General features: G+C 63.7%; 14 protein-coding genes. 4 read left to right on the top strand and 10 right to left on the bottom strand.

Features of this window, described 5'->3' with window-relative positions:
• Positions 1 to 7: 7 nt before the first annotated feature.
• Positions 8 to 565 (bottom strand): helix-turn-helix domain-containing protein, encoded by a 558-nt coding sequence (locus BVH03_RS19130; protein ID WP_075962692.1) that lies wholly within the window; start codon positions 563 to 565, stop codon positions 8 to 10.
• A gap of 14 nt (positions 566 to 579) precedes the next feature.
• The gene (locus BVH03_RS19135) at positions 580 to 1,869 is read right to left on the bottom strand and encodes an FAD-binding oxidoreductase (protein WP_075962662.1); all 1,290 of its coding nucleotides are present in this window, start codon (positions 1,867 to 1,869) and stop codon (positions 580 to 582) included.
• A 179-nt stretch (positions 1,870 to 2,048) separates the two neighbouring features.
• Between BVH03_RS19135 and BVH03_RS19140 the strand changes: the two genes are divergently transcribed.
• Entirely contained in the window at positions 2,049 to 2,606 is a 558-nt protein-coding gene (locus BVH03_RS19140; protein ID WP_075962663.1) for a tetratricopeptide repeat protein, read from the top strand.
• Positions 2,607 to 2,638: 32 nt separating this feature from the next.
• Positions 2,639 to 3,178, top strand: a complete 540-nt coding sequence (locus BVH03_RS19145; protein ID WP_075962664.1) for an RNA 2'-phosphotransferase — start codon at positions 2,639 to 2,641, stop codon at positions 3,176 to 3,178.
• A gap of 5 nt (positions 3,179 to 3,183) precedes the next feature.
• Here BVH03_RS19145 and BVH03_RS19150 read toward each other — a convergent pair whose 3' ends face one another.
• From BVH03_RS19150 to BVH03_RS19160, 3 genes are all read right to left on the bottom strand, one after another.
• The gene (locus BVH03_RS19150; protein ID WP_075962665.1) at positions 3,184 to 4,500 is read right to left on the bottom strand and encodes an aspartate aminotransferase family protein; all 1,317 of its coding nucleotides are present in this window, start codon (positions 4,498 to 4,500) and stop codon (positions 3,184 to 3,186) included.
• Positions 4,497 to 5,564 (bottom strand): phosphotransferase, encoded by a 1,068-nt coding sequence (locus BVH03_RS19155; RefSeq protein WP_083640120.1) that lies wholly within the window; start codon positions 5,562 to 5,564, stop codon positions 4,497 to 4,499. The genes BVH03_RS19150 and BVH03_RS19155 overlap by 4 nt, the downstream gene beginning before the upstream one ends.
• 139 nt (positions 5,565 to 5,703) lie before the next feature.
• Entirely contained in the window at positions 5,704 to 6,735 is a 1,032-nt protein-coding gene (locus BVH03_RS19160; RefSeq protein WP_075962667.1) for an ABC transporter substrate-binding protein, read from the bottom strand.
• Positions 6,736 to 6,997: 262 nt separating this feature from the next.
• On the opposite strand from BVH03_RS19160, the gene BVH03_RS19165 reads away from it, so the two are divergent.
• Complete coding sequence (locus BVH03_RS19165) at positions 6,998 to 7,732, top strand: SDR family NAD(P)-dependent oxidoreductase (protein ID WP_075962668.1); 735 nt, start codon at positions 6,998 to 7,000, stop codon at positions 7,730 to 7,732.
• A gap of 48 nt (positions 7,733 to 7,780) precedes the next feature.
• On the top strand, positions 7,781 to 8,458 hold the full coding sequence (locus BVH03_RS19170) for a GntR family transcriptional regulator (protein ID WP_075962669.1): 678 nt from the start codon (positions 7,781 to 7,783) through the stop codon (positions 8,456 to 8,458).
• 252 nt (positions 8,459 to 8,710) lie between these two features.
• On the opposite strand, the gene BVH03_RS19175 is transcribed toward BVH03_RS19170, so the two are convergent.
• The 5 genes from BVH03_RS19175 to kdgD all read right to left on the bottom strand — a co-directional run bounded on the left by BVH03_RS19175 (position 8,711) and on the right by kdgD (position 15,442).
• Positions 8,711 to 9,640 (bottom strand): 2-hydroxyacid dehydrogenase, encoded by a 930-nt coding sequence (locus BVH03_RS19175; RefSeq protein WP_075962670.1) that lies wholly within the window; start codon positions 9,638 to 9,640, stop codon positions 8,711 to 8,713.
• A gap of 299 nt (positions 9,641 to 9,939) precedes the next feature.
• Positions 9,940 to 11,496 carry a galactarate dehydratase gene (gene garD / locus BVH03_RS19180; RefSeq protein ID WP_075962671.1) on the bottom strand — a complete coding sequence of 519 codons (1,557 nt, stop codon included), beginning with the start codon at positions 11,494 to 11,496 and terminating at the stop codon, positions 9,940 to 9,942.
• Positions 11,497 to 11,570: 74 nt separating this feature from the next.
• Complete coding sequence (locus BVH03_RS19185; protein WP_075962672.1) at positions 11,571 to 12,923, bottom strand: MFS transporter; 1,353 nt, start codon at positions 12,921 to 12,923, stop codon at positions 11,571 to 11,573.
• 416 nt (positions 12,924 to 13,339) lie between these two features.
• Complete coding sequence (locus BVH03_RS19195) at positions 13,340 to 14,380, bottom strand: LacI family DNA-binding transcriptional regulator (RefSeq protein WP_075962674.1); 1,041 nt, start codon at positions 14,378 to 14,380, stop codon at positions 13,340 to 13,342.
• 150 nt (positions 14,381 to 14,530) lie between these two features.
• Positions 14,531 to 15,442 (bottom strand): 5-dehydro-4-deoxyglucarate dehydratase, encoded by a 912-nt coding sequence (kdgD, locus tag BVH03_RS19200; protein WP_075962675.1) that lies wholly within the window; start codon positions 15,440 to 15,442, stop codon positions 14,531 to 14,533.
• Positions 15,443 to 15,459 lie beyond the last annotated feature (17 nt).

A 15,459-nucleotide genomic window follows, 5' to 3' on the forward strand; every position in this document is an offset into this window, starting at 1 on the left:
TGTCCGGCTAGCGGAACACCCAGAGTACCCGTGCGGGCTGGTCGGTAAGGTTGGCGTAGCGAAACTGGCTGTGCGGCGGTAGCTGGAAGCTGTCGTTGGGGCCGAGGATCACCGGCTCAGGCTGATCGTCCAGCCAGATGCTCAACTGGCCTTCGAGCACGAAGCCGCCCTGCTCCGAGCTGTCGGTCAGGTGGCCCTCGCCGCTGGTGGCGCCAGGCGCCAGGTGACTTTCCAGCATGGAGAAGCCGGCTGACATGCTTGGCGAGGCCAGCACGTCGGTGATGCCGCCGGCGTAATAAAGGGTGCGACGCTCGCCCGGGCGGGTCACCCATGGCACCGCCCTGGGTTTTTCCAGGCTGTAGAAATAGGTGGTCGATACGCCCAGGGTTTCGCTGATGGCGGTCAGGTCCGCCACGGTCGGTCTGGACAGGCCACGCTCGACCTGGGACAGGAAGCCCACCGAGCGCCCGATGCGCGCGGCCAGCTCGCCGAGCGTGAGGTTCTTGTGCTTGCGCAGGTCGCGGATCAGGATCGCGAGACCTTCGATTTCTTCCTGCATGTCCATGCCGGTCGAGCCCTTCATAAAAAGTCACGCAGCCGATACCAGGCTTTGCCTGCGGCCTCCAGCGGCGCCGCCAGCCAGCTGCCGCCGGGAAAGCGCGGATTACCGATACGCTGGTAGAGCGCCAGCAATTGGTCGTTGCCAAGAATCGCATCGGTCACCGCCCGCGCCGCGGCCAGGGTCGGCAGCACACCGTGGCCGGAGAATCCTTGCAGCCAGTAGCGCTGGCCGCTGCGCCCGACATCCGGGGTGCGCTTCATGGTGACGTCGATATGCCCGCCCCAGCCGTACTCGATGGCCACCCCTTCGAGCTGGGGAAATACACGTTCCAGATAAGGGCGGGTCGCCGCGGGCACGTCTTTCGGCAAGCCGCCGAGGTAGGTGCAGCCACCGCCGAACAACAGGCGGTTGTCCGGGGTCAGGCGGAAGTAATCGGGGACGAACTGGTTGTCGATCACGCAGCTGTTGTGCGGCAGCAGCGAGTGCGCCAATTGTGGGTCGAGCGCTTGGGTGGCCACCTGATAGGAGCCGACCGGCAGCACACGCCGGGATAGCGACTCGTCCAGCTCGTCGAGGTAGGCGTTGCAGGCCAGTACCAGTACGTCGCCACACACGTCGCCATGCGCGGTGCGCACGCGATGGCCTTCCGGTAGGGTTTCGCAGGCCAGAGCGCGGGTCTGTTCGTAGATGCGGCCGCCGGCCTTCTCGATAGCAGCCGCCAATCCCTGAGCCAGCCTGAGCGGGTCGAGGTGAGCGCCCCTGGCGTCATGCAGCGCCGCCACGTAACGCGGGCTGTCGATCCACTCGCGCAGCTTGGCGCCCTCGATCAGCCGCAGGTCGTGATAGCCCCATTTGTGCAGCGCCTCATGCTGCGCCTCGCGAAGCTGCCCGACCCGGCGCGGTAGTACCGCCGTCCACAGGCTGCCAATACGGTAATCCACCTCGAAACCATGGCGCGCCGGCAACTCGCGAAGCTCATCGGCGGCCCAGCACATGCTGTCCCACAGCTGGCGGGCACCATCGAGACCAAGGGCCTTTTCCAACGGCGGCATATCGCACGACCAGCCCAGCAGCGCCTGCCCACCGTTGCGCCCCGAAGCCGCCCAGGCCACCTGGCTGGCTTCCAGTACCACCACGCGCTTGCCGGCCTGGGCCAGGCGCAGAGCACAATGCAAACCACTGAAGCCGCCTCCGACGATCACCACGTCGCAGTTCAAGTCCTCTTCGAGACGAGCACGCTCGGGGATGGGGCCGGGATAACAGCCTGCATAGTAGGTGGACAGATGCCGAGGGGACTGCCGAAACATGGAGTGAAATTATCAGGTGATTATTTCATGAAAAAATACACGATTAATTTCACATAACCAAGCAACTTCGTTCGCCTGCAGGCGAACGGTTCGCCGGCCAGCAGGTCGAACCTCGACAATAATCGCAGCACCGACGGCTCTCGACATGAGGCGCAAGCCGTCCTTCCCGGAGCCCAAGCATGACCCGACTGTCCGCACTCACCACGCCATTGTTGATCACCAGCGTTCTCGCCCTGCTCGCCGGTTGCGCCAACCGCGATGAAACTCAGGCGCCTGCGAACCAGAACGCGACAGGCACGGCGTCCCCTGAACAGCAGGCCGCTGAGGGTGACTTCCAGCGCCTGACCGCCCTGGCACAACGTGGCGATCTGGACAGCCAGTTCAAGCTGGGCAGTTTCTATTTCGTCGGCAAGCCGCAGAAGGACCTCAAACAGGCCGAATACTGGTGGAAACAGGCAGCCGACCGCGGCCACGCCGAGGCCGCCGTCAGTCTGGCTTACCTCTACACCGGTCGGGACAACCCGGAATTTCGCAACCCGCCCGCCATGCTCAAGTACCTGAACCAGTCCGCCAGTAGCGGCAACCCCATGGCGCAGCATATTCTCGGCAACCTTTATATGCGCGGCATCGACGGCGTTCAGCGCGACCCGAACCAGGCCCGCCGCCTGTTCCAGAGCGCCTGCAAACAGAACTATGCCGCCAGCTGCAAGGCGTTGGACAGCAAACCGGGCGCCTGAGCCCCATTTCATGACATGGATGTAATTGAAAGATGAGCCGCGACGAAACCAGCAAATTCCTCAGCTACGTACTGCGCCACGAACCGCAGGCCATTGGCCTGCAGTTGGACAGCGACGGCTGGGCCAGCCTCGACGCGCTGATCGAGGGTGCCGCCCGCAGTGGTCGTCAACTCGACCTCGCAACCATCCATGACGTGGTTGCCAGCAGCGACAAGAAGCGTTTCAGCCTATCGGCCGATGGCCGCAGAATCCGCGCTGCGCAAGGTCATTCGACCTCCCAGGTGCAGCTCCAGCACGTACGGAAACAGCCACCCGAGCGTCTCTACCACGGCACCGCCAGTCGCTTTCTGGAATCCATCGAACGCCAGGGCCTGATCGCCGGGGCGCGGCATCATGTACACCTGTCTAGGGATAAAGAAACTGCCTTGCAGGTCGGTAAGCGTTACGGCAGCCCGGTGATCCTCGAGGTCGACGCGCTACGCATGCACGAACAGGGCTTCATGTTCTTCCAGGCCGACAACGGCGTCTGGCTGACCGAAGCGGTGCCCGCCAAATTTCTTCAGCGGGCCTGAGCGGCTTACACCAAGGCCCGCAGGGCCTTTTCCAATGCATCGATCAGCAAATCCGCATGGGCCTGCTCAAATGCCAGCAAGGGCCGAATCTTCAGGATGTTCTCCAACGGCCCGGCCGCGCTGATCAGCACGCCGCGCTCGCGCATGCCGTTGACCACCCGCTTGGCCTGCTCGGCCGCCGGCGCCTTGCTGGCGCGATCACTGACCAGCTCGACGCCGATGAACATCCCCGCCCCGCGCACATCGCCGATCAGTTCGTGGCGCTCGGCCAGGCGGCATATACCGGCCAGCAGGTAATCGCCGATCTGCGCCGAGCGCTGCAGCAGGCTCTCGTCGCGGATCACGTCGAGTACGGCCTGGCCAGCGGCGCAGGACACCGGGTTGCCGCCAAAGGTATTGAAGTAGCGCATGCTGCGACCAAAGGGTTCGAGCACCGCGGGGCGCACGACCACGCCGGCGATCGGCTGGCCGTTGCCCATGGGTTTGCCGAGGCTGACCAGGTCCGGTTGCACGCCATGGCGCTGGAAACCCCACATGTGCGAACCAGTGCGAGCGAAGCCGCACTGCACTTCATCGGCGATGTACAGCAGCCCCTCTGCCTGGGCGACCGCGACCGCTTCGGCAATACAGCCTTCGGGCCCTGCGAAGATGCCATCGCTGGCGAAGATGCCGTCGATCAGCAGCGCCGCCGGCTTGATGCCGTGGGCGCGCAGATCGGCGATGGCGGCGCGCACGTCTTCGGCGAACAGCCTCCCCGCTTCTGGCCCGAGGCGATAGACATCCGGGGCGCGCACGGTACAGGCATGGCCGGGAAGCTGGATGCTGGCGCCGAGCGATGGAGACAGCGCGGATATATCGCCGGTCACCCCGTGGTAGGCGAAACGGGTGATGATCACTCCGGTGCCGCCAGTGTAGTGGCGAGCGATGCGCAACGCCAGGTCATTGGCCTCGCTGCCGGTGCAGGTGAACATCACTTGTTCGAGCCCGGCCGGGAAGGTCGCCAGCAGTTGCTCGGCATAATCGAGAATGCCTTCCTGCAGATAACGGGTGTGGGTATTGAGCAGCGCCGCCTGCTCGGCAATCGCCTGCACCACCCGCGGGTGGCAATGGCCGATGGAGGCCACGTTGTTGTAGGCATCCAGGTAGCGCCGCCCCGCAGCGTCGTAGAGCCATACGCCCTCGCCGCGCACGGTGTGCAGCGGGCGCTCGTAGAACAACCGGTAGGCCGGGCCGAGCAGCCGGTCACGACGCTCGATGAGGCTGCGCTCCCGTTCACTCAGCCGTTCGGCATCCGCCGCGCTGAACCCGTTGATCATGCTCATGGCTGCAAGGCTCCCTGGCAGGCTTGATGGATTCGTTGGCGCACCTGCGCCGGTTCGATGGCCGCCAGACCGCGCAGGCTGGCGCTGGCCTGGGGCACGTTGCGCAGAATGTAGTCGCGATTTTCCGGGTGCAGGCTGGCGCGCCAGGCGGTGATGGCGATGGTCATCACCAGCCGCGTGGCGATCAGCTCACCAAGAATATCCAGCTCTTCGTCACGCAGCGGGTTACGGCGGTGATAGGCGGCCACGAAATCCAGGGCCGGCGCCAGCACGTCTGTCCCGCGGCCAAGCTGGTAGGCCGCCGCGACGCCGACCTCGTTGATCAGCGGCGCCTCGACCATATCGCCGAAATCGAGGATGTTCAGCACGCGCTCGGGCCGCTGGGGGTCGACGATGACGTTATGCGGGTTGAGGTCGTTGTGGATCACCTGACGGCGCAGGGTCGGATAACGCGGCAAGGCATGCGCCTCGAAGGCGTCCAGTGCCTCGACCACCAGCGCACGCAACGGCTGGTCATCGATATGCGCCAAAAGCGGCCGCAGCCGGGCGGCTTGCTGCATATCCCAGAGCAGCTCGTGTTCAGATGCCGGATGTCGGAAGTCGGCCAGCGCCCTGTCGAGCCGCGCCATGGCGCTGCCCAGGTTCTGGCGCAATCCGGCGCTACGCGCGCTGACCTGATGCAAAGGCAGCCCTTCGACGAACGACAGCAGACGCACCAGCATGGTCTGGCCATCGATATCGACCGCGGCCTGATAGCGACCGTCACGCGCGGCACACACACGCTGCACCGGCAGCTCGGGATCGGCACGCTGGATCTGCAGCAGCGCCTGGTTCTGGAAATCCACCACCTGAGGGTTTTCCAGCGGATGGGAAATCTTCAGCAGATAGGACGTACCGTCCGCGCAGGCGAGCTGGAAATTCAGGTCGCGTTCACCGGCCAACGGGCGAACGCCGCCCAGCACGCCAAAGCACTCGCTGGCGATGATACCGGCGCGCACCGCGCTGACCTGCGCCGGCTGCGCCTGCAGTAAGGGGTCATGCACAACCTGGGTATTCAGCGACACATCCATACACTCCGCCAAGAATCTGCTTATCGTTCAATTCGCGTTACTGCCTGCTGCCGCAACTCATCTAGTACAAACGGGCCATGCCGAAGACTTCGCGGGCATGGCCCGCTCCCACTGCCGGGCTCTGGGTTGTCGGCTACTTACTGGCCCAGGCGTTGAAACGCTGCTCCAGGTCTTCGCCATGGTCGATCCAGAACTCGATATCCATGGCGCGGGCGTTCTCGAGGTTCTGCGGCGCCGTCGGCAGGCTGCCCTGTATGGCCGGGTCGATCAGCGCCATGGTGTGGGTGTTGGTCGGGCCATAGGGAATACCCTCGGCATAGACCTTCTGCAACTCGGGCGTGCTGGCCATGGCGATGAACTTCTCGGCCGGTTCCTTGTTCTGGCTGCCTTTGACGATGGCCCAGTGATCGAGGTCGTAAAGGCTGCCGTTCCATTGCATGACGAAGTCGCGGCCTTCCTTCTGCGCCGTGGTCACGCGGCCGTTGTAGGCCGAGGTCATCACCACGTCACCGGCGGCCAGCCATTGCAGCGGCTGCGCGCCGGCTTCCCACCACTGGATGTTGGGCTTGAGCTGATCGAGCTTGCGAAACGCCCGCTCGACGCCTTCTTCTGTGCCCAGTACCTTGTACAGATCGGCCTGCGCTACGCCATCGGCAAGCAGGGCGAATTCCAGGGTGAACTTGGCGCCACGGCGCAGGCCGCGCTTGCCCGGGAATTTCTGCACATCCCAGAAATCCGCCCAGCCCGCCGGAGCACCCTTGAGCGTGCTGCTGTCGTAGGTCAGTACCGTCGACCAGATGAAGATCCCGGCGCCGCAATCGCTCACCGCCTCGGGAATGAAATCCTCGCGTTTGCCGATCTTCGCCCAGTCCAGCGGCTCGAACAGCCCTTCACTGCAACCACGGATCAGTTCCGGGGTCTCCACTTCAACGACGTCCCAGGAAACCTGCCCGGTATCGGCCATGACCTTTATCTTGGCCATCTCGCCGTTGTACGCGGAGGCTTCGATGCGCACTTTCTCGCGCGCCTCGAAGGGTTTGTAGAACGCGGTTTCCTGAACCACCTTGTTGTCACCGCCAAAGGACACCACGGCGAGTTTTTCAGCTGCTTGCGCCGTGGCGGCGCTGCAGGTGAGTGCGATCAGTAGTGCGGTTTTCTTGAACATTGAGGGTTGCTCCTGGCAGGGCCGAGGCTCTGGTTGGGTAAGGGCAGCTTCAAGGAAGAAACACCGGTGCTTTACCGACAAGAACCACTGGCACGGCGCTGAGGAGCTGAGCAGGTCCACCAGGCCATCTATTTGTTGTTATTGGCGTGCACGGCGGAATCATTAAAGCACCCTGAAATTTATGATGCATCATATTTTTTACTAAGCGATGATTTGCCCAGCTACAGTGCTTGCGCAAGCCCCACCACTGCGGAGAAATGCCATGAGCGATCAGAAAACCCTGCTGCTGACCGGCGCCAGCCGCGGCATCGGCCATGCGACGGTCAAACACTTCAACGCGGCGGGCTGGCGCATCTTCACTGCCTCGCGCCATGACTGGGTCAGCGAATGTCCCTGGGCCGAGGGCCAGCTCAACCATATTCATCTGGACCTCGCGGACATCGAGCACTTGCAGGAGAGCCTGCCGCTGATCCGCGAGAAGCTCGGCGGGCGGCTGGATGCACTGGTCAACAACGCCGGCGTGTCGCCCAAAGGCAGCGAGGGCGAACGCCTGGGCGTGCTGGGCAGTGACTACGCCACCTGGACCCAGGTATTCAACGTCAACCTGTTCTCCACCGCCCTGCTCGCCCGCGGGCTGTTCGAGGAACTGAAGGCGGCCCAGGGCAGCATCATCAACGTCACCTCCATCGCCGGGTCACGGGTGCATCCTTTCGCCGGCTCTGCCTATGCCGCCTCCAAGGCGGGGCTGGCAGCACTGACCCGCGAGATGGCCCACGAATTCGGTTGCCACGGGGTGCGCGTCAACGCCATCGCGCCGGGCGAAATCGACACCTCGATCCTGTCGTCGGGTACCGAGCAGATCGTCGAGCGCGACATTCCCATGCATCGCCTTGGCAAACCCGAGGAAGTCGCCTCGCTGGTGTATTTTCTCTGCACGTCCGGGGCAACTTACGTCAATGGCGCAGAAATTCACGTCAACGGTGGCCAGCACGTATGAGGCCTCGCAAGGTAGAATCGCCTGGCCTGCGCCCTGGAAGTCACCACCATGAAATACCCCATCGACGGTCTCAGCCACACCTACCTGGGTAGTGGCGTTTATGCCTTGCTGCGCGAGGCCTTGATCACCGGCCGTTTTCAGCCGGACGACCGCCTGCGCATCCGCGACCTGGCCGAGCAGTTAGGCACCAGCGTCACCCCGGTACGCGACGCGATCCTGCAGTTGGCGAAGGAAAAGGCGCTGATCCTGAAGACCCCACGCGACATCCGCGTGCCGGTGCTGACCCTGGAGCAGTACACGGAAATCCGCAGCATCCGCCTGGCGCTCGAGGGCCTGGCCGCCGAAACCGCGGCCGGCAAGGTGAGCGCCGAACAGTTGCAGATGCTCGAGCGCAATATCCGCGACAACCTGAAGGCGGTGCACGACGGCGACCTGATCGCGGCACTGAAGCTCAACCAGGCGTTTCACTTCGCCCTGGCCGATATCGCCGGCATGCCACTGCTGCGCGATGTGCTCGACAGCCTGTGGATGCGCACCGGGCCGCTGATCGCCCGGGCCTATGGCGACTTCAACGAACGCATGGCGATCGAGCATCACTGGGAGGTTTTCCATGCCCTGCAGAAGGGTGATGGCGCGACGGCACGCCAGGCGATCTGCACCGATATTCTCGATGGCAACCAGCTGATGACGGCTTTCATTGCAAGGCGTGAGGCCACGGTGGCCTAGAGAACCGGTGCGCTTGTGGCGCACCGGGTGTCGCTCGAGGGTAGAAACCGCGTTCGGGCTTGTGGCCCGGCGCGTATAAGCGAAGCCGCTTGCACGGCTCGCCTATTCGGTTCGAACATGCTCACGATCTGCTGCGCGTCGGCCCTGCGGCGTTAAAAACAGGCTCAGAATGCTCATGTACACCAGCACACTCCGCTTCCTCGCCTGTTTTTGCCTTGCAGGGCTCTAGCTCGCTAGATCGTGAACATGTTCTCAGAGCGGGGTGATCAGCTCACCGCGTTCAATAAAGGCATCGAGATTATCGAACACCAGGTTCTCCATGGCCAGCCGGGTTTCCTCGGTGGCGCTGCCCACGTGGGGCAACAGCACCACATTGGGCATGGCGAACAGCGTCTCGGGCACCCGCGGCTCGTCCTCGAAAACGTCCAGCCCTGCGCCGCCGAGCGTGCCGGCCTGCAACGCGGCGACCAGCGCCTGCTCGTCCACCACGCTACCGCGGGAGATGTTGACCAGAATGCCGTCAGCGCCCAGAGCGGCGAGTACTTCGGCGTCGATCAGGTGATGGGTGGACGCACCGCCCGGGCAGGCCAGTACCAGAAAGTCGGCCCAGCTTGCCAGTGCCTTGAGGTCGGCCTCGTAAGCGTAATCGGTGCTCGGGTCAGGCCGGCGGTTGTGGTAGCGGACGTTCAGGTCGAAGCCCGCGGCGCGCTTGGCGATTTCCTTGCCGATCCGCCCGAAGCCGACGATGCCGAGCTTCTTGCCACTGACCTTGCGGGTCAGTGGGTACTGGCCCTTGAGCCATTTACCCTGGCGCACGTGCTGGTCGGAGGCGGCGAACTGCCGGGCGGTGTCGATCACCAGGCCAATGGCCGTGTCGGCCACGCATTCGTTGAGCACGTCCGGCGTGGTGCTGATGACGATGCCACGGGCCTTGGCCTCATCGACGGCAATCGAATCATGGCCAACGCCGAAACTGCAGATGGCCTTGAGGTTGGGCATCTGCGCCAATTGCTCGGCCGAGCAGCCGTAGCGCGCGGAGGTCACGACGATGTCGATCTCGGCACCGCGCTCGGCGAGAAACTCCTGCTGTTCCCAGAGGCGGATCAGTTGATAGTCGCGCTGCAGGCGCTCATTGAAACGTGGCGGAAAACGACCGACCTGAAGCACGGTGGGACGACTCATGCAGCTCTCCTGTCGTGGATATCGAAGTGTGGATGATACCTGCCGCGGCACGGGCGAGCGCACCGCGGCTCGGGATCTCTTCAGAAAAGAACCCGCTTCAAGTCTTGCGAGCTAGAGCCCTGCAAGGCAAAAACAGGCGAGGAAGCGGCCGGGGTCGCGGCCGACTGTACTGGTGTACATGAGCATGACTCGCTCCGCTCGCTCCTTCAGAGCCGCGCTAAAGCGCGTTAGCCGCAAGCGGCCTCCGAGCCTGTTTTTAACGCCGCAGGGCCGACGCGCAGCTGACTTGGGGCGGGTTCTCAGGTGACTGGGGCGGGATTGAACAGCACCAGATCATTATGCAGGCGATGCTTCTCGGCCCAGGTCTGCTGCTTGCCGCTGGCGATGTCCAGATAGAGCTGGAAGATGTGCCAGCCCATTTCCTCGAGGGACATGCGCCCCGAGGTGATCTGCCCGGCGTCGACGTCGATCAGGTCCGGCCAGCGCTCGGCCAGCTGGGTGCGGGTGGCCACCTTGATCACCGGCACCATGGACAGACCGTAGGGCGTGCCGCGGCCGGTGGTGAAGATGTGCAGGTTCATGCCGGCGGCCAGTTGCAGGGTGCCGCAGATGAAGTCGCTGGCCGGGGTGGCGCAGAACCACAGGCCCTTGCCGCGAATCCGCTCGCCGGGCGAGACCACACCGACGATCGGGCTGTTGCCGGACTTGGCGATGGAGCCCATGGCCTTCTCGACGATGTTGTTGAGGCCGCCTTTCTTGTTGCCCGGCGTGGTGTTGGCACTGCGATCGGCCATGCCACGCTCGAGATAGCGGTCGTACCAGTCCATTTCGCGGATCAGCGCATCGGCCACCTCAACGGTCGAGGCACGCGGGGTCAGCAGATGGATACCGTCACGCACCTCGGTGTTCTCGGAGAACATCACGGTGGCGCCGGCCCGTACCAGCAGGTCGGCCGCCACGCCCAGCGCGGGGTTGGCGGTGATACCGGAGAAGGCGTCGCTGCCGCCGCACTGCATGCCCACCACCAGCTCGGAAGCCGGCACGGTTTCGCGGCGACGCTGATCGAGCACCTTCAGGCGATCTTCGATCATGCCCATGATCTGCTCGATCATGCCGGCGAAACCGGTGCCCGAATCCTGCAGGCGGAACAGCCACTCTTCCTCGTCCTGGCCGCAAGTCAGGGCGTCACCGTCCATCAGCTGGTTGGCCTGCAGTTTCTCGCAGCCCAGGCTGATCACCAGCGCCTGGCCGCCCAGGTTAGGGTTGCGGCTGATGTTGTAGAGCGTGCGGATCGGCACCACGGCGTCCGGTGCGTTGATCGCCACGCCACAGCCGTAGCTGTGCGACAGCGGCACCACGTCGTCGACGTTCGGGTACCTGGGGAGGATTTCCTTGCGCACGCGCTCGACGCAGTGGTCGAGCACGCCGACCACGCACTGCACCGTGGTGGTCACGCCAAGGATGTTGCGTGTGCCGACGGTGCCGTCGGCATTGCGGAAGCCTTCGAAAGTGTAGCCGTCCAGCGGTTCGGGTGTCGGAGCCTTGATGGTCGCCTTGGGCAGGTTGTCCAGCACCGGTGGCTCGGGCATGCGCAACAGCGCCTCGGTCACCCAGGTGCCGGCAGCAATAGGATTCAGGGCATAGCCGATGACTTCCCCGTAGCGCACCACGTTGCCGCCTTCGGCAATCGCCACCAGCGACACCTTGTGGCTCTGGGGAATGCCCTCCAGCGCCTCCAGGCCGTCGGCGAAACGGCCACCGGCCGCCACCCCCTGTTCGTTGACCACCACGCCGACGTTGTCATCGGGATGCAGGCGGATGTATCGCGGGGAGTCCTGATGTTGAATGAGATCCATGGGGCTAATCCTTTTCTTGTTGTAGAAGCACGGTCATGGCCTCGCCTGCCGGTGCCAGGCGAGGCCGCGAGCGGTCAGGTTGCCGGAGCGGGCGAAGCCTGTTCGCCGAGCGCCTGGCCGTTTTCATCCTTCAGCACCACGCGCTGAATGCGACCGACGATGAACAGGTAGCTGAATACCGCGACCAGGGCGTTGGCGCCAACGTACACCAGCGCCCATTTGAACGAGCCGGTGGCGCTGATGATGTAGCCGATGACGATGGGCGTGGTGATCGAGGCGATGTTGCCGAAGGTGTTGAACAGGCCGCCGGACAGGCCCGCGATCTGCTTGGGCGAGGTGTCCGAGACCACGGCCCAGCCGAGGGCGCCGAGACCTTTGCCAAAGAAGGCCAGGGTCATGAAGCCGACCACCATCCATTCGGCCGACACGTAGTTGCACAGCACCATGCTGGTCGACAGCAGCAGACCGCAGACGATGGGCAGCTTGCGCGCCAGGGTCAGGCTGTTGCCACGGCGCAGCAGCCAGTCGGAGATCACCCCGCCGAGCACGCCGCCGACGAACCCCATGATCGCCGGCAAGGAGGCGATGAAGCCGGCCTTGAGGATGGTCATGCCACGCTCCTGCACCAGGTAGACCGGGAACCAGGTGAGGAAGAAGTAGGTGATGGCGTTGATGCAGTACTGGCCCAGATAAACGCCGACCATCATGCGGTTGGTCAGCAATTGGGTGATGTAATGCCACTTCGGCCCGCCGCTGCCCTTGGTCTGATCCATGTCGACCAGGCCGCCGTTGCTGGCGATGTGTTCGACCTCGGCGGCACTGATGCGCGGGTGCTCCTTGGGGTTGTAGATGGTCTTCATCCAGATGCCGGCGAAGACAATGCCCAGCACGCCCATGACCACGAACACGTGCTCCCAGCCGAATGAGTAGACGATCCAGCCCATCAGCGGCGCGAACAGCGCGGTGGCGAAATACTGCGCCGAGTTGAAGATCGCCGAGGCGGTACCACGCTCGCCCGTCGGGAACCAGGCCGCGACGATACGGGCATTACCCGGGAACGACGGCGCTTCGGCGAAGCCGACCATGAAGCGCAGCACGAACAGGGTCACCACGGCCCAGGCCACCGGCATCATGCCGACGAAGCCCTGCAGCAGGGTGAACAGCGACCAGATGAAGATGCCCGCGGCATACACGCGCTTGGAGCCGAAGCGGTCGAGCAGCCAGCCACCCGGGATCTGCCCGATCACGTAGGCCCAGCCGAAGGCGGAAAAGATGTAGCCGAGGGTTACCGCATCGATACCCAGATCCTTTTGCATGCTGGAGCCTGCGATGGAAATGGTGGCGCGGTCGGCGTAGTTGATGGTGGTTACCAGAAACAGCATCAGCAGTATCAGGTAACGGACGTGGGTTTTCTTTTTGTCTCCCATGGAGATCTCACCTCAATGTTATTTTTATTGCTGACAGGCGCGTGCGGACACGCCAGCCGCCCAGGGGCGGGGTCGTGAAGTCTGAAAACGGAGTGGTATCTGGCCGGCTAGCTCGTGGCAGGAGCCGTCGCGACACCCGGATAGGGTCTCGAGGCGTTGGACGCAGACAGGGACGAACGGAAACTGCCCGTGTTGGGGCATGGAGAGGACGTGCGGATACTGTTTTTCACGGTTTTATTATCCTTATTGGCTGACGGCGCCTGGCTGACAGATCGGCAATTGATGATTGCGCAATCAATGCAGCATTCGATGTGGCACTACGCAGTTCGCTACACGGCCGACTTTACTATGATTGCGCAATCATTCAAGCAATTTCTTGTTGAGTTGTCAGTTGTCTGATGAGAGGCCGGTTCGGGTCAGGTGGTTTCGCGGTCGATCAGCGTGAAGCCGGTGTCCAGACGCACCGGCTGCTGCTCGTCACCGTCGCGAAAACGCTGCAGCAGAGCACTGGCGACGTGCTTGCCCATGCGCCGACCATCGATGCTTACCGTCGACAACGCAGGATGGAGATGGGCGGCGCTGGACAGATCCCCGAAGCCCATGACGGCCAGTTGACCGGGCACCTCGATACCCCGGCTCGCTGCCTCTGCCAGGATGCCCTGGGCCACGGTGTCCGAACTGCAGACGATCACCTGCGGCGCGTGACCGTCGGCAAGCAATTGGCGCAGCCCTTCCCTGCCGCTCTGCAGGGTGGCTGGCGCGGCAAGCACCGCCATGGGCACCTCGTCGATGCCCAGCGCCTTGAGCTGGTCGATCACGCTACTGCCACGCTTGAGCGCCCGGGAGTCATCGACCGAAACGATGGCGAAGCGGCGATAGCCCTTGCCATGCAGATGATCGGCAATCGCCTGGCCGACCTTCTCGTGGGAGAACCCTACCTGCATGTCGATGGGCGATGCGCCCAGGTCCCAGGCTTCGACCACCGGAATGCCCGCCGCCTGCAAACGCAGCCGGCTTTCCTCGGTGTGCAGGGTGCCGGTCAGCACGATGCCATCGGGGCGCCGACCGAGCACCGCGCCAAGCAGCCGCTCTTCCTGCTCGGCCGAGTAGCCGGTCAGGCCGATCATGGTCTGGTAGCCCGCGGTGGTCAGGTGATCCATCAGCGATTGCACGGTTTCGGCGAAGATCGAGTGGGCAATGGTCGGCACAAAAATGGCTACCAAACGACTCTTGTTCGAGGCCAGGCCGCCAGCCAGCATGTTCGGCACGTAGCCGGTCACCCGCACGGCTTCGAGCACCTTCTTGCGGGCACTTTCGCTGACCACGTCGGGCCGGTGCAGGGCGCGGGACACGGTAATCGGCGAAACGCCGGCCACCTTGGCCACGTCGATCAGCGTCACGCTCGCGCCCTTGTTCGCAGGCGTGGAAGAAGATGAAGCGCGAGATTTCTTTGCCATGACGGGCCGCTGGCTGCGTGAAGGATCACGCATCTTACCAGCCGGCCGGGCGGTAACTGGAGACACAGCTGTAATCGCGTGTTGCCCGACAGACGAAAAAGCCCAGGCGCGAGGCCCGGGCTTTCTGAATGCCTTGAGAAGGCGAAGCGTTTACTGGGCGCCTTGCTTCTTGATCAGCGCGGCCAGTTGCTCGTACTCGCCTGGCAGCAGCTCGGTCAGTGGTGCGCGAACCGGGCCGGCGTCGTAGCCGGCGATCTTGGCGCCCGCCTTGACGATGCTCACCGCGTAGCCGGATTTACGGTTACGGATGTCCAGGTACGGCAGGAAGAAGTCGTCGATGATCTTGGCGACGGTGGCGTGATCTTCGCGGGCAATGGCGTGGTAGAAGTCCATCGCGGTTTTCGGGATGAAGTTGAACACCGCCGACGAGTAGACCGGTACGCCCAGGGCCTTGTAGGCCGCGGCGTAGACTTCGGCGGTCGGCAGGCCACCCAGGTAGGTCAGGCGCTCGCCCAGACGGCGGCGGATGGACACCATCAGCTCGATATCGCCCAGGCCGTCCTTGTAGCCGATCAGGTTCGGGCAACGCTCGGCCAGTTGCTCAAGCAGATCGGCGTTCAGACGGCAAACGTTGCGGTTGTAGACCACCACACCGATCTTCACCGATTTGCACACCTGCTCGACGTGAGCCGCGACACCTTCCTGGGACGCTTCGGTCAGGTAGTGCGGCAGCAGCAGCAGACCCTTGGCGCCCAGGCGCTCGGCTTCCTGTGCGTACTGGATGGCCTGGCGGGTGGAGCCACCGACGCCAGCCAGAATCGGCACGCTGCCCGCGCAGGTGTCGACGGCGGTCTTGATCACCGACGAATACTCGTCAGCGGCCAGGGAGAAGAACTCACCGGTGCCGCCGGCGGCGAACAGTGCGGTGGCGCCGTACGGGGCCAGCCACTCGAGGCGACGGACGTAACCTGCCGGGTTGAATTCACCGGCAGCGTCGAAGTCGGTCAGCGGGAACGACAGAAGGCCGGAGGAGAGGACGGTTTTTAGTTCTTGTGGAGTCATTCTTCTTACACCCTTGG

This window comes from Pseudomonas sp. PA15(2017) (assembly GCF_001945395.1).
GTDB lineage: Bacteria > Pseudomonadota > Gammaproteobacteria > Pseudomonadales > Pseudomonadaceae > Aquipseudomonas.